The sequence below is a fragment of the Henriciella sp. genome (assembly GCF_029937755.1).
In the GTDB taxonomy this organism is placed as follows: Bacteria; Pseudomonadota; Alphaproteobacteria; order Caulobacterales; family Hyphomonadaceae; genus Henriciella.
On record NZ_JAPYPG010000006.1, the window covers coordinates 154337 to 171399 of the forward strand.

At 61.3% G+C, this 17063-nt stretch carries 18 protein-coding genes; 7 read left to right on the forward strand and 11 right to left on the reverse strand.

Annotation, left to right across the window (positions count from 1 at the left end; all coding sequences use genetic code 11):
* Positions 1-13 precede the first annotated feature (13 nt).
* From Q1K29_RS13810 to Q1K29_RS13825, 4 genes are all read right to left on the reverse strand, one after another.
* The gene (locus Q1K29_RS13810; protein ID WP_300395686.1) at positions 14-1096 is read right to left on the reverse strand and encodes a site-specific DNA-methyltransferase; all 1083 of its coding nucleotides are present in this window, start codon (positions 1094-1096) and stop codon (positions 14-16) included.
* A 201-nt stretch (positions 1097-1297) separates the two neighbouring features.
* A complete protein-coding gene (locus tag Q1K29_RS13815) occupies positions 1298-2431 on the reverse strand; it encodes a PA0069 family radical SAM protein (RefSeq protein WP_300395687.1) in 1134 nt (377 codons plus the stop codon).
* A 98-nt stretch (positions 2432-2529) separates the two neighbouring features.
* On the reverse strand, positions 2530-2943 hold the full coding sequence (locus tag Q1K29_RS13820) for a BLUF domain-containing protein (RefSeq protein ID WP_300395688.1): 414 nt from the start codon (positions 2941-2943) through the stop codon (positions 2530-2532).
* A gap of 61 nt (positions 2944-3004) precedes the next feature.
* A complete protein-coding gene (locus tag Q1K29_RS13825) occupies positions 3005-3634 on the reverse strand; it encodes a TIGR04282 family arsenosugar biosynthesis glycosyltransferase (protein ID WP_300395689.1) in 630 nt (209 codons plus the stop codon).
* A gap of 62 nt (positions 3635-3696) precedes the next feature.
* Here Q1K29_RS13825 and Q1K29_RS13830 point away from each other — a divergent pair, with 62 nt between their 5' ends.
* A complete protein-coding gene (locus Q1K29_RS13830) occupies positions 3697-4260 on the forward strand; it encodes a hypothetical protein (protein WP_300395690.1) in 564 nt (187 codons plus the stop codon).
* Here Q1K29_RS13830 and Q1K29_RS13835 read toward each other — a convergent pair.
* On the reverse strand, positions 4257-4940 hold the full coding sequence (locus Q1K29_RS13835) for a TIGR04283 family arsenosugar biosynthesis glycosyltransferase (protein ID WP_300395691.1): 684 nt from the start codon (positions 4938-4940) through the stop codon (positions 4257-4259). The genes Q1K29_RS13830 and Q1K29_RS13835 overlap by 4 nt on opposite strands.
* A 113-nt stretch (positions 4941-5053) precedes the next feature.
* Between Q1K29_RS13835 and Q1K29_RS13840 the strand changes: the two genes are divergently transcribed.
* Positions 5054-5530 carry a hemerythrin domain-containing protein gene (locus tag Q1K29_RS13840; protein WP_300395692.1) on the forward strand — a complete coding sequence of 159 codons (477 nt, stop codon included), beginning with the start codon at positions 5054-5056 and terminating at the stop codon, positions 5528-5530.
* A 139-nt stretch (positions 5531-5669) separates the two neighbouring features.
* Here the strand turns inward: Q1K29_RS13840 and Q1K29_RS13845 are convergent, their stop codons facing one another.
* Positions 5670-6476 carry a uracil-DNA glycosylase gene (locus tag Q1K29_RS13845; protein WP_300395693.1) on the reverse strand — a complete coding sequence of 269 codons (807 nt, stop codon included), beginning with the start codon at positions 6474-6476 and terminating at the stop codon, positions 5670-5672.
* A gap of 96 nt (positions 6477-6572) precedes the next feature.
* Here Q1K29_RS13845 and Q1K29_RS13850 point away from each other — a divergent pair, with 96 nt between their 5' ends.
* Both Q1K29_RS13850 and Q1K29_RS13855 read left to right on the forward strand, forming a co-directional pair.
* Positions 6573-8255: an electron transfer flavoprotein-ubiquinone oxidoreductase gene (locus Q1K29_RS13850; protein WP_300395694.1), complete on the forward strand. Its 1683-nt coding sequence runs from the start codon at positions 6573-6575 to the stop codon at positions 8253-8255.
* A gap of 9 nt (positions 8256-8264) precedes the next feature.
* On the forward strand, positions 8265-8903 hold the full coding sequence (locus tag Q1K29_RS13855; protein WP_300395695.1) for a hypothetical protein: 639 nt from the start codon (positions 8265-8267) through the stop codon (positions 8901-8903).
* Here Q1K29_RS13855 and Q1K29_RS13860 read toward each other — a convergent pair.
* The 5 genes from Q1K29_RS13860 to Q1K29_RS13880 form a co-directional block, all read right to left on the reverse strand.
* Positions 8784-9839, reverse strand: coding sequence for a hypothetical protein (locus tag Q1K29_RS13860; RefSeq protein ID WP_300395696.1), 1056 nt, complete (start codon positions 9837-9839; stop codon positions 8784-8786). The two genes, Q1K29_RS13855 and Q1K29_RS13860, sit on opposite strands and share 120 nt — an antisense overlap.
* Complete coding sequence (locus tag Q1K29_RS13865; RefSeq protein WP_300395697.1) at positions 9839-10708, reverse strand: 4-(cytidine 5'-diphospho)-2-C-methyl-D-erythritol kinase; 870 nt, start codon at positions 10706-10708, stop codon at positions 9839-9841. The genes Q1K29_RS13860 and Q1K29_RS13865 overlap by 1 nt, the downstream gene beginning before the upstream one ends.
* Positions 10708-12450: a tetratricopeptide repeat protein gene (locus tag Q1K29_RS13870; protein ID WP_300395698.1), complete on the reverse strand. Its 1743-nt coding sequence runs from the start codon at positions 12448-12450 to the stop codon at positions 10708-10710. The genes Q1K29_RS13865 and Q1K29_RS13870 overlap by 1 nt, the downstream gene beginning before the upstream one ends.
* Before the next feature lie 148 nt (positions 12451-12598).
* Positions 12599-14548, reverse strand: a complete 1950-nt coding sequence (locus Q1K29_RS13875) for a tetratricopeptide repeat protein (RefSeq protein ID WP_300395699.1) — start codon at positions 14546-14548, stop codon at positions 12599-12601.
* A 130-nt stretch (positions 14549-14678) separates the two neighbouring features.
* Positions 14679-15692, reverse strand: a complete 1014-nt coding sequence (locus Q1K29_RS13880; protein ID WP_300395700.1) for a polyprenyl synthetase family protein — start codon at positions 15690-15692, stop codon at positions 14679-14681.
* 99 nt (positions 15693-15791) lie between these two features.
* On the opposite strand from Q1K29_RS13880, the gene Q1K29_RS13885 reads away from it, so the two are divergent.
* From Q1K29_RS13885 to Q1K29_RS13895, 3 genes are all read left to right on the forward strand, one after another.
* A complete protein-coding gene (locus tag Q1K29_RS13885; protein WP_300395701.1) occupies positions 15792-16001 on the forward strand; it encodes a DUF2007 domain-containing protein in 210 nt (69 codons plus the stop codon).
* Positions 15994-16737, forward strand: coding sequence for a methyltransferase domain-containing protein (locus Q1K29_RS13890; RefSeq protein WP_300395702.1), 744 nt, complete (start codon positions 15994-15996; stop codon positions 16735-16737). The genes Q1K29_RS13885 and Q1K29_RS13890 overlap by 8 nt, the downstream gene beginning before the upstream one ends.
* Positions 16738-16862: 125 nt before the next feature.
* Positions 16863-17006, forward strand: a complete 144-nt coding sequence (locus tag Q1K29_RS13895; RefSeq protein ID WP_300395703.1) for a hypothetical protein — start codon at positions 16863-16865, stop codon at positions 17004-17006.
* Positions 17007-17063: the final 57 nt, after the last annotated feature.

Below are 17063 nucleotides of genomic sequence, written 5' to 3' on the forward strand. Positions count from 1 at the left end.
CGCGGGATGACGGTCAGTTCAGGCCCATTTCCTGGCGATAGCGCCGGCGCAGCAAGTCGATCGGCGCAAGATCGCCCTTCGGCGATTCATAGTGCCAGAACGTCCAGCCATTGCAGGCCGGGGCCTTCATCACATGCGCCCCGAGCCGGTGGATCGAGCCGGAGGCATCGCCAGACGCCAAACTGCCATCGACGCGGATTCGGGCATGGTGCCGTTTCTTTGGTGACCAGAGACGGTCGCCGGGTTTCAGCCAGCCATTCTCGACCAGTGCACCAAACGGCACGCGGGGCAGGGCGCGCGCGCCCTTCTGCGTTTCCAGCGCTTCGCCATTGAGCGGCGTGATCGCATCAATCCGGGCACGCGACAGGCGAATATAGGCAGGATCCTGCTCTATGCCGACATAGTCACGCCCCAGCATCCTGGCGGCCGCAGCCGTTGTTCCGGTGCCCGAGAAGGGGTCCAGAACCACGTCCCCCGGATTGGTTGTCGCAAGCAGGACACGCTTCAGCAGCGCTTCAGGCTTCTGCGTCGGATGCGCCTTCTTTCCTTTCTGGTCCTTCAGCCGTTCGGAGCCCGTGCAGAGCGGGATCGTCCAGTCGGACCGCATCTGCTTGTCCTCGTTGAAGGCTTTCAGAGCATCATAATTGAAGGTGACGCGGGACTTCTCCTGCTTGGCCGCCCAGATCAGTGTTTCGTGCGCGTTCTGGAAACGTGTACCCTTGAAATTCGGCATCGGGTTCGACTTCAGCCAGATCACATCGTTCTGGATCCAGAAGCCGGAATCCTGGAGGATCGAACCGACGCGGAAGATGTTGTGATAGGAGCCGATCACCCAGATCGCGCCATCATCCTTCAGCACGCGCCGGCATTCGGTCAGCCACTGATGGGTGAAGAGGTCATAGGCATCAAAACTGTCGAACCGGTCCCAGGCATCATCGACGCCATCGACTGCCGACTGATCGGGCCGGGTGAGGCCGCCGCCAAGCTGCAGGTTATAGGGCGGATCGGCAAAGACGAGATCGACGGATTTGTCCGGCAGGCGCGACAGGACATCGACACATTCGCCTTCAATGATCGTGTTGCGGATCAATTCCATGGCTCTTTCAGCCCCTCTACTCGAATCAACAAGAACCGCCATCCCGCCCCGATTTGGTTTCCGCTTCGTTACATTGTGAATCCACCAGCTGCAGACCACGGTGCGCAGGGCATTGTTTTGGTATCGTAACGAATTTTCAGGACTGTGGACAGGTGTGTGAATAGATTGCGCATATCAGGTGGACCGGCTGTGCAGAACGGATCAGACATCCAGCTGCATCTGGCCGCCGGGGCCTTCCGGGGGGCGGAAGAGGTCGGTGCGCAAGCGGGGCCGGGGCTGGTCAAGGCGCAGCCGGCGGGCCGCCTTCTGGAAACGCTGTGCGATCAGCCGGGCATGAGGACCGCGCCCCCGGCCACGTTCGAACCAGTTGGCATCATAATCCTGTCCGCCGCGCATGTCGCGCAAGAGGTTGATGATACGCGCGGCCCGGTCGGGATAATGTTCCGCCAGCCATTCATGGACAATGTCCTTCAACTCGTAAGGCAGGCGCAGGAGAACATAGCCTGCGCTTGAGGCACCGTTTTCGGCGACCGCCTCGAGCAGCCGCTCGATCTCGGGCTCATTCAGGGCCGGGATGATCGGCGCGGTCATTGCAATCACCGGAATGCCGGCATCGGCAAGTGCGCGGATCGTTTCCAGCCGCTTGTGCGGGGCTGCCGCGCGCGGCTCCATACGCCGCGACAGGCGTGGATCGAGTGTCGTGATCGATACGCCGACGCGTGCCAGCCCCTTCTCAGCCATCGGCGCAATGAGGTCGATATCACGCTGGATCAGCGCGGACTTGGTGAGAAGGGTGACCGGGTGATTGTGCGCAGCAAGGATTTCCAGAAAGGTCCGTGTCAGACGTAACCGGCGTTCGACCGGCTGGTAGGCATCGGTGTTCATGCCGAGCGCAATTGGTCTGACGACATAGGAAGGTCTCGCCAGCTCTCGCTTGAGCAGGGCCGGGCCGTCCGGCTTGAAGAAAAGCCTGCTCTCGAAATCGAGGCCCGCCGATAGCCCCTGATAGGCATGGGTCGGTCTTGCAAAACAGTAGACGCAGCCATGCTCGCAGCCGCGATAGGGATTGATGGTGCGGTCGAAGGAAATATCCGGTGAGCGGTTATAGGTAATGATCGTGCGGGCAGCTTCCGGGGTCAGCGTCGTTTCCAGCCGCCCGGCCGCTTCCTCCAGGGTACCCCAGCCATCGTCAAACGCTTCATGCGTTTCCCGTTCGAAGCGGCCGGTCTGGTTGGACACCGCGCCTCGCCCGCCATGTTCGAACCGTTCGGCAACGGCTTCGACATCGATCAGGCTGACACGGCCCTTACGCTGGAGTTTCTGCGTCTGTCTCATGCCAGGTAAGGACATCACAGAGATTGGAACAAAACAAGAACAATTTGCTCAAGTCCTGTGGATACCTGGCCAGCGCCTCCTTACTCGTGCAGGTGTGGCTAGGCCCGCATTGTATTGAAGCTGGAGATCATGCCCCGAAGATAGCTGGGCAGTCCGGCTGGAATGAACAGGTCGATATTGGAGGATAGGGCCAGTCCGTCAGGCAGGTCGCCGACCTCGCACTTCACAGTGTTGAGCGTCATGGGGGAATCATCGAAGCAGCGGCGAACGCCCGACTCCCTGAAGATGGTAACGACGTGGGCGTGGCGCTCATCCATGCAGATGCGCGCATAGATATTCTCCACCGCGGCTTCCGGACCTTCCAGGATCTGGAGGAAATTGAGCCCGTTGAATAAGACGGTGCCCGACACGCCGACCTTGCCATTGTTGCGGATGGCGGCTTCGAGAATGTCTTGCAGGTCGTAGGCGGAGAGATCGTCGTCAGCGGTGCTGACATAGGCTAGTCGGTACATCAAATGACCTTGCTATCGCGGTCGGGCGACTTGGTCCGAATTGCTGTCAGGCGTCGATAACCTATATCAAGCGCGCTGCGCTTTGCCGGTTTTGTGACTGACGATTAAATAATATCCAGTCCTTACCGGTATCTATGTCAATCAGTTGTGGCAGCAGGGAAACGTGGGCCCGGCTTGGCAGGTTTGACCAGACATCCTCCATAGCATGCGGTCCTGACCATCGAACGCCCTCGAATACGCGCCGGTCGCGAAGGCTTTGACTGAGACCGAGAAGCCAGAAACCCCCATCGGCCGCGGGGCCGAACACGGCGCCGTCGTGGCGAAGGTCGCGCGCCGCCCGCAGAAGGTGATGCTGCCCGATGCCTGGTGCGTCCGTTCCTATAAAGATGACGGGGCCAGGCGGCGCGTTCTCCATGGCTTTTCCCATTCGGTCACCCAGATCGCCGCGCCCTTGCGGCATATGCGCAATGTGTGCTGGCCAGAGACCGCCCAATGTCTCCCCGACGGCACGGGCTGGCTCGATGTGCAGCTCGCATGCCCAGCCGAGACCCTTCACAGCCTGCATCGTCTTTGCCGTTGTATAATGTGCGATCCTGCGGGCTTCAGCGCGACCGACATCTTTTGCCAGCCGCGTCTTCGAGACGCCGATGCGCGGTGGTTTGGTGAAAATCAGCAACGTCGGTCTGGTCATGCAATAGCCATCTTGTTTTCGGATGCTTCTGTGAACCGAACGCATCAGGAGGGGAATTGATCATGATGTCGCTCTTGCGGAGACTATGGCCCGCGGCCTTGTTGCCTTTTCTGGCAGGCTGTTTTGTATCGGAAGAATCGCTGATCGAAGCAGAGGCTGCTGTCTTGCCCGCCGAAGACGAGATCATCGTCTGTCTCGCCGCAGACGATCCATGTCTGACCCTGCAACGCCAGGATGACGGCTATCTTGCCGAGGCGCCCAATCCCGAAGAGGAAGACCTCCTCGTGCGTTTCGCACCGCTGATTCAGGCAGGTGGCCGCCAGGTTTTCATCGCCGAAGCCGGCCTGCAGACCGAGGACGGAATTGCCTATACCTATGGCCTGGCACGTCGGCTTCCTGCGCCTGATGAGCGCGGGGCGACCATGCAGATCGCGGCGCTGGATTGCGAAGAACTCGATGATGCGGTGCTCGGGCAATTCGAGGCAGAAGGTGGGACGATTGGCGCTGGCAAGGTCACCGAGTGCCAGCCTGTCTCGCTCGACCAGTTGAAGGAAACCCTTCTCACCGCTCACCGGGCTGGGCTGGCGACAGACGCCTGGTGGCAGGCGCACGCGGAAGACCTCTAACGGTAGAGCCGGGCGAGACTCTCGGGAGAGGCGCCCATCAGATAGCGTGTGATCAGCCAGGTGTTCCGCCAGCTGCGCTGGCGCCAGCCATCGCGCTCGTATTTGGCGGCAGAGGTCCGCGCCTCCGCTGAAAGAATGGCGATCCGCTTCTTACCGATGGCCTGCACGATGCGCACATCTTCCATCAGCGGAATGTCGTCATAGCCGCCGATCTCGTCATAAAGCGCGCGCGAGACCAGCAAACCCTGGTCTCCATAGGGCAGGCCCAGCCACCGGGCCCGGCGATTGGCGCGTGCGGCAATCGCCTTGGCCATCCGGTCATCGGACCGGTAGGCGAGTGTGAAAACCGCGGCTATTTCCGGCCGGGTGTTCAGATGCTCCATGACGTGCTCGGCCCAGTCGCGTGAAAGCACCGTGTCAGCATGTAGAAAGAGCAGCCAGTCCCCGCGTGCGGGTTCTGCGCCAGCGATGAGCTGCTTTGCGCGGCCTTTCTCTCCGGCAAGGATCCTCGCACCTGCGGCCTCCGCGATCGTTTCGGTCCCGTCGGTCGAGCCCCCGTCGCTGATAATGAGTTCGCGAATGAGGCCCGCGTCCAGTCCTGGCATCAGGCTGTCGAGGCAACCAGGCAGGTCTGCTTCGGCATTAAGCGTCGGGATGATGATCGAAATCGGCGCGGGCATCAGTGTCGTCTCTTAATTCAAATCAGGCTGGCGTCGAGTGCGTCGATCTGCCGGGAACGCTCGGCTCATATACCGCGTTTGATCTTTGTAATTCCGCAAGAAGGAAACGAGACATGTCAACGATTTACGAAACCCTGAAACAGGACCACGACCGCCACCGTAAGCTGCTCGCACAAATCGCCGACACGCAAGGTGATTCGGAAGAGCGCCGGAAGGCGTGGGATACGTTCTTCCACGATGTCAGCGCCCATGCCGCCGCAGAGGAAGAAACCTTCTACTCAAAGCTCATCGCTGACGGGGAAGGCCAGCCTGAAGGCCGTCACTCGGTCGCCGAGCACAAGGAGCTCGACGACATGATGGAAGAATTGAATGAAATAGAGTTCTCGTCTCCAGCCTGGCTGACCAAGTTCAAGGAAATGCGTCACCGTTATGAGCACCATATCGAAGAAGAAGAGGAAGATATATTTCCTGTTGCTGAAGACGTTATTGGCGAAGACGGGAACGAAAAGATCGGATCGGCGTTTGAGAAGCGTAAGGACGCTGAACTCGAGCTTGTAGACGAGAAAGCCGAGGAGAAGCTCGAAGAATAAAAGTTAGTGTGCGCAGGATTAGGCGCCGGACTGCACATCCGGTGGATATCCGCCACAAAGAAAGCCCCCGCGTTCCCCTCGCGCGCATCAGGGCTTCCCCGGCCCGGAGTGTCCCCTCACACTCCGGGCTATTTCTTTGTCAGGAGAGTTCTTCGAGCCGGGCCTGAATATTCAGCAGGTCCCGCCAGGCGCGGCTCTTTTCTTCCGGGCGGCGCAGGAGGAAGGCCGGGTGGAAGATCGGGAACATTGGCGCCTCATAGCCGCCGGGCGTCTTCAGCGCATGTTCGGAGCCGCGCAGCTTCATGATGCCGACGCGCGACTGCAGCAGCGACTTCGCCGCCACGCCGCCTGCGGCGATAATCAGCTTCGGCTGACCCAGTTCGATCATCCGGTCGACGAAGGGCCGGCAGAGCTCCAGTTCCTCATCGCTCGGATTGCGGTTCCCCGGCGGGCGCCAGTAGTTCACATTGGTGATGAAGGTATTTTCCTTGCGCGACAGACCGATGGCGGCGAGCATCTTGTCGAGCAGCTGGCCGGCCTTGCCGACAAAGGGGAGGCCGCGCGCATCCTCTTCCGCGCCGGGTCCTTCGCCGATGACCATGACCGGGGCGCCCTGCACGCCGTCAAAACAGGCCGTGTTGCGCGCTGATTCCTTCAGGATACAGCCGTCAAAGCCTTCGATTGCCGTCTTCAGCGCATCGAGCGTTTGTGCATCTGCCGCCAGCGTCTTGGCTTCGTTGACCCAGTCGGCATGGGTTTTCTTCATCAGGTGGCGCGGCAGCCGTTGCGGCTGCTCATTCGAGGATTTGGGCGCCGGAGCTTCAGCGGTGCGCGATTCGGCAGCCTTGCGCAGGGCACGTATCTGGGTCTCGTCGACGTCGACGCCCATCTCGCCCCACCAGTCTGTGAGGGCTTTTAACGCAAGGGAAGGATCAGTCTGGGACATTCAGACCCTTTGGCATTCGGCGGATTCGACTGTAGACCGTCACCGGACCATGTATAGAGCGGGCTGGCGTGAGCGGCCACAGCTGGGAGTGATTTGATGAGTGAGACTGTAGAACGCGAATCGATGGAATTCGACCTGGTGATTGTCGGCGGCGGACCGGCTGGCCTTGCGGCCGCTATCCGCGCCAAGCAAATCGCCAACGAAGCCGGTGACGAACTGGAAGTCGTCGTGCTGGAAAAAGGTGGCGAAATCGGTGCGCACATCCTTTCAGGTGTCGTTGTCGACCCGTCCGGTCTCGATGCGCTTATCCCTGACTGGCGCGAGCGCGATGACCGCCCGCTCAAGACCGAAGTCACCGGCGACAAGTTCGTCTGGCTCGGGCCGAAGGGGTCGATGGACATCTCATGGCTACCGATGCCGGGTTATATGAAGAACCATGGCAACTTCACCGGCTCGCTCGCCAATGTGGCCCGCTGGCTTGGCCAGGAAGCCGAGAACCTTGGTGTTCAGGTCTTCCCGGGCTTTGCAGCCTCCGAAATCGTCTATGGTGATGATGGCGAAGTGAAAGGCGTTGTCGCCGGCGTCATGGGCATTGCCCAGGATGGCAGCCACAAGCCCGACTATGAGCCGGGTATGGAGCTGCTCGGCAAGTATGTTCTGTTCGCTGAAGGCGCGCGCGGATCGCTGTCGAAGAAACTGATCCAGAAATTCGACCTTTCCGAAGGCCGCGAGCCTCAGAAATACGGCATCGGCCTGAAAGAACTCTGGTCGGTCCCGGAAGAGAACTTCAAGGAAGGCTATGTCCAGCACACGCTCGGCTGGCCGCTCGATGACAAGACGGGCGGCGGTAGCTTCCTCTATCACTTCCGCGATGGTGGCGAGCCGTTTGTCTCGCTCGGCTTCGTTGTGCACCTCAACTACAAGAATCCGTACATGTCCCCCTATCAGGAGCTGCAGCGCTGGAAGCACCATCCTGATATCCTGAAATTCATCCAGGGCGGCAAGCGCGTGGCCTACGGCGCCCGCGCCATTACCGAAGGCGGCTATCAGTCCCTGCCGAAACTGACTTTCCCGGGTGGCGCGCTGATTGGCTGCTCGGCCGGTTTCGTCAATGTGCCCCGGATCAAGGGCAGCCACAACGCCATCCTCACCGGCATGATGGGCGCCGAAGCCGCGATTGCTGCTATCAAGGAAGGCCGCCAGGGCGACGAACTGCACGCCTATCAGGAGGCTTATGAAGACTCGGCTGTCCGCAAGGAGCTGTTTGCGGTCCGCAATGTGAAGCCGCTTCTTTCCAAGATGGGCACCACGCTCGGCACGCTCATGGGGGGTGTCGAAATGTGGACGACCAAGCTGCTCGGTGGCTTCTCCTTCTTTGGCACCATGGGCCATGGCAAGACAGACGCAGCCGCGCTGGAGCCTGCCTCGAAGCACAAGCCGATCGACTATCCCAAGCCTGACGGCAAGATCAGCTTCGACAAGCTGACCAACGTCTCCTTCACCAACACCAACCATGCCGAGGACCAGCCGGTCCACCTGGTGGTGAAGGACATGGAGCTGCAAAAGCGGTCCGAGCACGATGTCTATGCTGGTCCGTCTGCGCGCTACTGCCCGGCAGGCGTCTATGAGTGGGTTGAGGAAGAGGGCAAGGAGCCGCGCTTCCAGATCAATGCGCAGAACTGCATTCACTGCAAGACATGCGACATCAAGGATCCGAACCAGAACATCAACTGGGAGACCCCGGAAGGCGGCGGCGGCCCAGCCTATCCGAACATGTAAGGAAACGGTTTGCCTGACGGCGTCCAGAGTTTCGAGTTCAAGCCGGCCCTCTTGCGGGGGCGCGACAACTGGACTCTGGACGGCGGCTTCCTGACCCGGAATGGCGAACTGTTCTGCGATCTCGGAATGGTCGATAGTGCGCGCTTCGCCGAGATGTCCTCGCAACGTTCATACGCGGCCTGGCTGGACCTCCATGAAGGCAAGACGCGCCGTCGCATTGCCTGCAACATCCGCCGTCCGAGTGATCAGAACCGGGAGTTCATGTCGCTGGCTGGTGCGGTGTTCGAACACCTGGCCGAGCGCAAACCGGAATTGAAAGTCGCGATCGGTGCGGGCAGTGGTGTGCGCTGGGCCTTTTTCATCATGGGCGCGCTTATGGTGCTGGGCGCAATCGCGTTCATGATCGCCGAAACCATGATGGATGCGCCGCAGAGCGAGATCCTCGTAGCCCTTATCTTTTGTGCATTGTTTGCTGGCGTCGGTGGCCTCATGGCTGCCAATAACCGGCCATGGGCACCGCCGCTGGAACTATCCGCCGACAGAGCCCGGCAGGTGATTGCGCGTCTTATGCAGGACAGCGAACCAGCACCCGGAAAGGGTGATGGCGATCAACCAGAACAGGATGAAGGGCAAGGCCCCGCCGCCTGAAACGCCAATGGCGGCCGCCACTGCGCACGCTGCTGAAAGGGACCACCAGAGTACAGCGACATCCAGATGGCTCCAGCCTGTTCGCCGCAGCGCCTGATAAGCATGGTCGGTATGGGCCTCGAACCAGGGGTCGCGGCGCCGGGCGCGCAATATCAGCGTAAGAAGCACGTCGATCAGGAAGGGTAGGGCCAGCGTCGCAATGCTCCAGACCGGGAGACCAGAAATGAGCGCCAATGTCGCGAACAGGCCGCCGAGCCCGAATGCGCCTGCATCGCCTGCATAGAGCGTTCCGCGCATGTTGTGGACGAGAAAAGCCCCGATAGCCGCGAAGATGACCAGCAGGCCGGCCGGAAATACGCCTCCCGCTTCTGCCGCCTGACACGCGCCGAGCCCGGCAAACATTACCGCAAGTGAGCCAAGCGACAGTCCGTTGCTGCCATCCATGAAGTTGGCTGCATTGGAAAAGACGATCAGCCAGAGCGCGGATCCGGCAACCATCGCTGCGGTCAGGGTCAATGTTCCAAAGGGAGAGTCGAGCGACGGAGCAGCGACTCCGAGCATCGGCGCGGCAATGCAGATAATGGCGATAAAGCCGAGTTTTGTGGACGGTGCAAGATTGTGAATGTCGTCCCAGGCACCCACACCAGCCAGAAGCACCGATGCGGCAAGTGCGATGGCTGTGATCGGCGCTGGACCTGGTAGCCAGTCACTGCCGCCGGTGACTGGGAGAAGTCCATAGGTGAGCGCCAGCAGCGCGAAGACGATGGCAATTGCGAGCATGACACCCACGCCGCCGAGCCGCGGCACGGGCGCCCTTTGCGTCTTGCGCTTGCCGTCCGGCGCATCCGTCACACCTGTGCGCTTCATCAGCTCACAGGCATAGTACGAGATCGCAAAGGCCAGTAACGCGGCAAGTATGGGGATCAGGGTGGCCATCAGCCGGTTCCGCTCCCGCCGAGAAGGCTCGGCGCAACCCACCATCCGGGATGGCGCGCCTTCAGCCTATCGCTTGCTGCCTTGAGGTCCAGACGTGAATGGAAAAGTGCAAAGCAACTGGCACCGGAACCGGAAAGGCGCGCCAGGAGGCATCCGTGGCTTCCGGCCAGTTCGTCCAGAACACCGGCGATTTCCGGCACGCGCTGTATGGCCGGAGCCTGAAGGTCATTGCGCGTTTCGCTCTCCAGCCAATGGGCAAGTGCCCTGACATCATGCAGCTCTGGCAGGTCGACAAGGTCGAGCGGGGCGCTGGCACCAGCCTCATCGAAGGCTCGGAAGACCGGTCCGGTGGGACAGGCCAGTCCAGGATTGACCAGCAGAACGGGCAGTTCGGGGAGGTCGTGCACCGGGATAACTTTCTCCCCTTCGCCGCGCATGAGGGCAGGGCGCGAAAGAAAGGCCACAGGTACGTCACCACCAAGGCTGGCGGCCAGCGTCATGGCGACGGGCGGCGTAATGGTGCCGAGCCTGACGAGGATACGCAGCATCGCACCGGCATCGGCCGAACCGCCTCCCAGGCCCGCCGCGACAGGCAGGTCCTTGTGCAGGCTGATCGCAAGCGATGGAACACGCAGGCCGCGGGTTTCACAGGCGGCCAGCGCCTGCACGACGAGATTGTCTGTCGTGGCGAGGTCGGGGGTCGCGAAGTCGCCATGCAAGGTCAGGCTCGGCTCGGCGGCCTTGCGTGCGTCGAGACGGTCGGCGGCTTCTGGCCCGGCGAACATGACCAGTGAGTCGAGATCGTGGCGCCCGTTCTCCTTCACGGGTCCGACATGAAGGAACAGATTGACCTTCGCCGGCGCCAGCATCAGGGACGCTGCGCCTGGACGGGATAGGGCTTCGGCCCGGTCAGCATCTTGCGCCGCATATCCTCGATTTCGTCCTGGTCTTCCATAAGGGTGATGGCGCGCTGCCATTGGAACCGCGCTTCGGTCTGCCGTCCGGCAGCCCAGTAGGCATCGCCGAGGTGATCGCTGATTTCTGCCAGACCGGGCTCAAGTTCGGCGGCGCGTTCGAGATAGCCGATAGCGGCGTCGATATTACCGAGCTTGTAGTGGGCCCAGCCAAGGCTGTCGGTAATTGCGCCGCTATTGGGGCGCAGGGTCAGCGCCTTGCGGATCAGGTCGAGGCCTTCTTCCAGGTTTATGCCCCGGTCGATCCAGCTATAGCCAAGATAGTTGAGCACTTCCGGCGCATTCGGATTGAGCGTCTTGGCGGTCTTCAGATCTTCTTCGGCCAGAGGCCAGAGGCCCATCCCTTCGCGCAGGGCCCCGCGTGCATAATACAGCCGCCAGTCCGGATTACCGGTCGCGTCGTCAGCGTCGATGATCTCGGTGAAGACCGTAGCGGCTTCGCCTTCCCGGCCGAGTGAGCGCAACAAGTCGCCCATCTGGATCTTGAGGTCGCGCCCCGGATTGGCTGACAGTGTGTGATAGACGAGTTTGAGCGCCTTCTCTTTCTGGTCATCACGGCGCAGGGCCCAGGCCAGCTGGCCGCGCGCGGTCGTGTAATAGGGGGAGCTGGCCGGAATTGTTTCCAGCATTGCGATCGATTCCTCGCGACGCCCGGCAACGTCCAGGGCATCGGCCCAGAGCGCGCGCGCGGCATGCAGCTCCGGGTCGAGCGTCAAGGCGATTGAGTAGTAGACGCCCGGCAGGTCCGTCTGCGACTGGGAGGCCAGGGCAGCGGCCGGTACATAGACGGCCACAGCGGCCCCCTCGCGGGCATCGGCGCGGTGAATTTCAAGCCGCTCGCCGGCTTCAAGGCGGGTGATCAGATCTGTCACGACAGGATTATGACCAGCACTGCTTCGGAAGCGCTCCAGCGTATCGAGCGCCTTTTCGTTCTGCCCAGTGGCCGACAGCAGGCGCGCATAGTTTTCGGCCGCCATGGCGATCAGCGTTCCGTTCGTATCGATCCGGGAAAAAGTGGCCAGAGCATCTTCGTCATTGCCGCACGCGACTTCGAGCAGGCCGAGCAGGTTTAGAAGGAGGCTGTCGAGATACGGATCGCCGCTTGAGGCTTCCAGCAAGGCAAGCTGGGCCTCACCGCATTGCCCTTTTCCAAACAGCGCCCAGGCGCGTAGCGAAGTGAAGACAAGGGAATTAAAAAGGGCTGGCGGCTGCCCTTCGAGGTGCACGGGCACCTCGTCATATCGCGCCCTGGAAAGGGAATCGGCTGCGAGAACGATCCGTGCAAGGTCGGAATTGACGAGCGTATCGGCGCCGGTCTTGGCGGAGATGGAGCGGGCCAGTTTGAACTGGTCAGCCAGCAGGGCCGAAAACACCGCGCGGTCTATGATCGACAGGTCATCCGGGCGCGAGCTGGCAACCAGAGCGTACTTGGCTGCCGCCTCGTTCGGATCGTTGATCAGCGAAGCATAGCGGGCGATCAGAAACTGGCTGTAATTGTCTGCGGAGGCGTTGGTCTGCGCGTCGGCGCGCGCAGCCGCCAGCCGGGCGACAAGCTCGTCTTCCCGGTTGCCTGACGAAGCGCAGGCGGACAGAAGGAGGACGGCAATGGCAGCAGCGGACCCGAAACGCATAGTCATGTGATGATCGAAACTCCTGCCGAGCGCAATTCCATCAAGCAGCACCCGCCCAGATTCGTTCTTTGACCCGACGCCCGGATATTGCTCTGACCCTCGATCCTATTGAGGGCTAAAGCTTACGAAAACGCAATCACAGATGGGGGCGGCCTCAGATATCCTGACGCCTGACCTCGCCTTCATCGCCCAGAGAGACATCCGGTAACGGTTTCTTCTCTGGCGGAGGGCCCTGGATTCCATTGTCCAGCTTGTCCCTGATGGCGGCACGCTTGTCGTCGCTCGGATAGTCATCGAGGGCCTTTTGCCAGGCTTCGCGGGCAGCGTCCTTGTCACCGAGATGCCAGTAGATGTCGCCTAGATGGTCCTCGATTTCCCAATGAATATTGGGCGCCAGCTCTTCCCGGCTCTGTTCGATATAGCGCCGGGCACCTTCGAGGTCCCCCAGCTTGAAACGGGCCCAGCCGAAGCTGTCGCTGATATATGGATCGGCCGGAGCAAGTGAGTTGGCGCGCGCAAGAACCCGATAGGCCTCAGTATAATTGTCGGTATGCTCGACCAGGAAATAGCCGAGCGTGTTCAGCATGTAGGGGTCGTTCGGCCGTGCCAGGGCTTCGGTACGGATAAGGCGCAGCGCCTCATCAATTTCGTTCGCGTCCGCCAGCGCATTCGCGAGCGCCATGCGCCGGTCATGCGTGTCGTCGAGAGCCCGGGCCTCGCGGGCATGGTAGAGGGCCTGTTCGAACTCGCCGAATTGCGAATAGATGGCAGAGCTTGACCCGTGAGCGCTGGCCTTCTCGGCATCGGTCTCTGCAAGATCTGGCATCAGTTCGGCAATTTCGGTCGCCTTTTTCTGATCGTCGAGCAGCGCATAGATCATCATCGCCGTCGAATAGGTGCCGAGTTCCTCGTCATCTTCTGCAAGGCCGATCGCCTTGTCGAGCGCCGTGCGTGCCTTCTCGGTATGGCCAAGCCGGACCTGTGACTGGGCGATGGCAAGTTGCAGGCCTGCGGTCCGCTCAGGGGCGGCCTGGGCCACATGTGCGGCGGCCTCGAACATGGTCTCATCATAGAATTCGCCGATGACGGCGAGGCGCAGATCCTCATTGTCGGGATCGATCAGAAGGGCAAGCTGATCGAACGCGGACTTGGTGTCGTCGAAACCTCGTATGCGCTCACCGACAAAGGCTGACCGGATGAGGCGCTGATAGGAAAGCGAGAGCGAGTAGTCGCTGAGTGAGCGGGCAAAGGCCGTGTTCACGTCAGGCGCATCATCATCCAGCCCCCGGCCGGTATCGAGCTGATTGATGGCCGCAGCATATGAAGCTCTCTGTTCCGGTTCTGCTTCGGCCAGACGCGTGTAGAGCGCCTTGGCTTCGTCGAGCCGTCCGAGCCGGCGCAGCAGGATGGCCTGGCGGGCAATGACCAGCTTCACATGGCTGTAGAGCAGCGTCTGCGGGTCGAATTCATGTTCCGGCGCCTCGATTTCTGTTGGCGTGATGGCCGAATAGACGGCCAGCGCCTCTTCTTCGCGGCCCGCCACTTCCAGCAGGGCCGCCAGCGACAGGTCACCCGTCAGGCCCGGCAGGCGGGAACCGACCTCGCGGTGGGCATCGACAGCGGCATTGAAGTCGCCTTCCATGGCGAGATACCAGGCCTTCAGGAAACCAGCCATGATGGTCATGTCACTGCTGTCGAGGGCCGGCTGAAGGGTCTCAAGCGCAGTGGCAGGGTCGCCCCCGGCAGCATCATCGATCGACAGAACGACCGACCCGAACGGTGTAAGCTCACCGTCCTTGCTCGAATTGGTTTTCACCGATGCGATGAAGGCGGCCATGTCTCCTGCCTTGACCGCATCAACAGGCGATTCATAGGCGAGCAGCCCGACCGGCTTGCCGTCTTCAGAGAGTACGGCGGTCTGCATGGCCGCATCGGAAACATCATAGACGCCGCCATAGGCCGACAGGGCGCCAAGAACTTCTTTCTTGCGGACATCGAGCGCGGCCTGATCTGACTCTGACAGATCAGTCCCGGACGGCTGGTTCGCACAGCCTGCAATCGAGAGGGCAGAAAGCGCAATTGCCGATGTCAGAAGCTGTCTCATTGAAGGTCCTTTAGGCCGGATAACAAACTGTGCCGGGGCAGGCAGAACCTGTCCAGTCCCGCCCATCTGAAACCACGGATGTGGCACAAGTCTGACGTGAACTGCATTTTCAAAAGGTGAATCCCGGCAATCAGTAGGCTCGCTTCACCGTGAAGTCGGCAAGGTCACCGAGTACATCTCGCCACGGGCTCTCGGGAAGCGATTTCAGCGCCGACTTGGCGAGGTTCGCATAGGCTTCGGCTTCGGTAATCGTTGCTTCGGCCGCGCCCGTTGTACGGATCAGATGAATGGCGCGGGCGAGATCGCTATCGGTCTGCTTCTCGATGTCGAGCGCGCGTTCCCAGAAGTCATGGTCCTCGGTGCGGCCACGGCGCCGTGCAATGATGACGGGGAGGGTAATCTTGCCTTCCCGGAAATCGTCGCCGACGACTTTGCCGATAACGGAAGTTGCCCCGCCATAATCCAGCACATCATCGACGATCTGGAAGGCGAGACCGAGATTCTTGCCATAGGCGGCGAGGGCGTCGGCGTGTTCTTCGCTGCCCCCGGACAGCGCGCCCGCGCGGCTTGCCGCCTCAAACAGGGCTGCCGTCTTTGCCTCGATGATGGCGAGATAGTCCTCTGTCGGCAGGTCGAGCTTGCCCTGTGCGGCCAGCTGGCGGACCTCGCCTTCGGCAATCACGGAAGAGGCGTTTGACAGGATATTGAGGATTTCCAGCGAGCCGGTCTCCACCATAAGCGTGAAGGCCCGCGCGAAGAGGAAGTCACCGACCAGGATCGAGGCCGAATTGCCCCAGACCGACTTGGCCGCCGGCTTTCCGCGCCGAAGGTCGCTCTCATCGACGACATCGTCATGCAGCAGCGTAGCGGTGTGAATGAACTCAACTGCTGCCGCAAGCGCGTGCGTTGAATGTCTTGTGCCGCCGACAGCCTTGGCGGCCGCCAGCGTGATCAGCGGGCGCAGCCGCTTGCCGCCAGCCGAGACAATATAGCCTGACAGGTCGGGAATGATGTCGACCGGGCTCTTGGCCCGGGCGGCCAAAAGCGTCTCGACCTGTGTCAGATCCTCCTCCAGGAGGGCCTGCAGGCGGTCGATAACAGTCTTGTCATTGCCGGAATTGCGCGCTGTGGCAGTTATGGTCACGAGGGGTCCTGTCCGGTCGCTCTGGCGAAGTCATACTAGATAGCACCAGCAGGGCAAGCTAGTGCTGCGGTTAAGGGCCGCATATAGCGGAAGGTGATTATGGAAGAAGTGTTCCGAACGAACGATCCCGTCAAGTTGAGTTACATACGCCACCTGCTATCGGAGGCCGGTATCGAGGCCTATGTGCTCGACGAACACACGGCCTATATCGATGGGCGCGGGCCGCTGGTACCGATCCGTGTGGTGGTGCACCCGGATGATGCCGACCGGGCCCGCCGCGAGCTGAGCGAGCTCGACCAGGATGGCTGAGCAGGAGGTGACGACCGACGCCTTCCTGGGTGGTCATGTCACTGTTTTTCAACCGAAAAAGGGCTTTCGCGCGGGCACTGACAGCGTGCTGCTGGCTGCCGCCCTCGACGCGAACCAGACAGGCGAGGCCTGCGAGTTTGGCTGCGGGGCAGGCGGCGCGCTCTTCCCTGCCGCCTGGCGGCTGAAAAATACAAGTTTTACAGGGCTTGAGGCCGATCCGCTCATGCTCGATCTTGCCCGGAAGGGCATTGCCGAGAACGGCTTTGGCGACCGTGTCAGCGTGCGCCAGCAGGACATTGGCGCCATTCCCGCCGACTGGGAGAACCGGTTCGACCTCGCTTTCTCCAATCCGCCCTTCTTCGAGGCGGGGAAAACCACCCAGCCGGGCGCAGGCCGTCAGGCCGCCTATGTGGAATCCGTCCCGCTGAAGGATTGGGTCGGGGCCATGCTCCACACGCTGAAGCCGAAGGGCCGTTTCGTGATGATCCACCGCGCCTCCGAACTTGCGCGCATCCTTGCCGCCATCGAACGGCGCACGGGCGAGATCACCGTCATGCCGGTTCGATCTTTTCCCGGCGCGGATGCAAAGCGCGTTATCGTGAAGGCCCGCAAGGGCCTGCGCGCCGGCTCGATGCGGCTGCTCGCCGGCATCGACCTCTACGAGTCGAAGGGTGGTCCGCGGAGCCCGCTGATCGAGTCCATCACGCGAGACGGGGCAGATCTGTCCTGGGGATAAGGGGGAGGGTATTCCGGCAAATGCGGAGTCCGAAAACAGTCCGGTGACAGTCCGGAAACAGCCCAGTTTTGAAAGCGTTCCGGCCGGCTTTCCGACACTGCCCGCTTTCATGCTATGATGCTCGCATGCAGGCCTGGTTCACCCTTCTGATGATTTCCGGCGGGCTCCTCAGCGTCGCCGCCGGCGCGCTGGCGCATCCGAAATTCTACGCGGCCGTCTTCAACAGGAAGACCGTCGAAAGCGCGGACCACGATCACGCTTGCGACTAGCTACCCAGACCCCACACTTTCGAAAGCGACCGTCTTGCGACTGAACAGTAGGCGGAG

Bases quoted from the DNA above. Each gene is read 5' to 3' on its own strand.
- Q1K29_RS13810 (WP_300395686.1), bottom strand. From the start codon at position 1,096: ATGGAATTGATCCGCAACACGATCATTGAAGGCGAATGTGTCGATGTC.
- Q1K29_RS13815 (WP_300395687.1), bottom strand. From the start codon at position 2,431: ATGAGACAGACGCAGAAACTCCAGCGTAAGGGCCGTGTCAGCCTGATC.
- Q1K29_RS13820 (WP_300395688.1), bottom strand. From the start codon at position 2,943: ATGTACCGACTAGCCTATGTCAGCACCGCTGACGACGATCTCTCCGCC.
- Q1K29_RS13825 (WP_300395689.1), bottom strand. From the start codon at position 3,634: ATGACCAGACCGACGTTGCTGATTTTCACCAAACCACCGCGCATCGGC.
- Q1K29_RS13830 (WP_300395690.1), top strand. From the start codon at position 3,697: ATGATGTCGCTCTTGCGGAGACTATGGCCCGCGGCCTTGTTGCCTTTT.
- Q1K29_RS13835 (WP_300395691.1), bottom strand. From the start codon at position 4,940: ATGCCCGCGCCGATTTCGATCATCATCCCGACGCTTAATGCCGAAGCA.
- Q1K29_RS13840 (WP_300395692.1), top strand. From the start codon at position 5,054: ATGTCAACGATTTACGAAACCCTGAAACAGGACCACGACCGCCACCGT.
- Q1K29_RS13845 (WP_300395693.1), bottom strand. From the start codon at position 6,476: ATGTCCCAGACTGATCCTTCCCTTGCGTTAAAAGCCCTCACAGACTGG.
- Q1K29_RS13850 (WP_300395694.1), top strand. From the start codon at position 6,573: ATGAGTGAGACTGTAGAACGCGAATCGATGGAATTCGACCTGGTGATT.
- Q1K29_RS13860 (WP_300395696.1), bottom strand. From the start codon at position 9,839: ATGGCCACCCTGATCCCCATACTTGCCGCGTTACTGGCCTTTGCGATC.
- Q1K29_RS13865 (WP_300395697.1), bottom strand. From the start codon at position 10,708: ATGCTGGCGCCGGCGAAGGTCAATCTGTTCCTTCATGTCGGACCCGTG.
- Q1K29_RS13870 (WP_300395698.1), bottom strand. From the start codon at position 12,450: ATGACTATGCGTTTCGGGTCCGCTGCTGCCATTGCCGTCCTCCTTCTG.
- Q1K29_RS13875 (WP_300395699.1), bottom strand. From the start codon at position 14,548: ATGAGACAGCTTCTGACATCGGCAATTGCGCTTTCTGCCCTCTCGATT.
- Q1K29_RS13885 (WP_300395701.1), top strand. From the start codon at position 15,792: ATGGAAGAAGTGTTCCGAACGAACGATCCCGTCAAGTTGAGTTACATA.
- Q1K29_RS13890 (WP_300395702.1), top strand. From the start codon at position 15,994: ATGGCTGAGCAGGAGGTGACGACCGACGCCTTCCTGGGTGGTCATGTC.
- Q1K29_RS13895 (WP_300395703.1), top strand. From the start codon at position 16,863: ATGCAGGCCTGGTTCACCCTTCTGATGATTTCCGGCGGGCTCCTCAGC.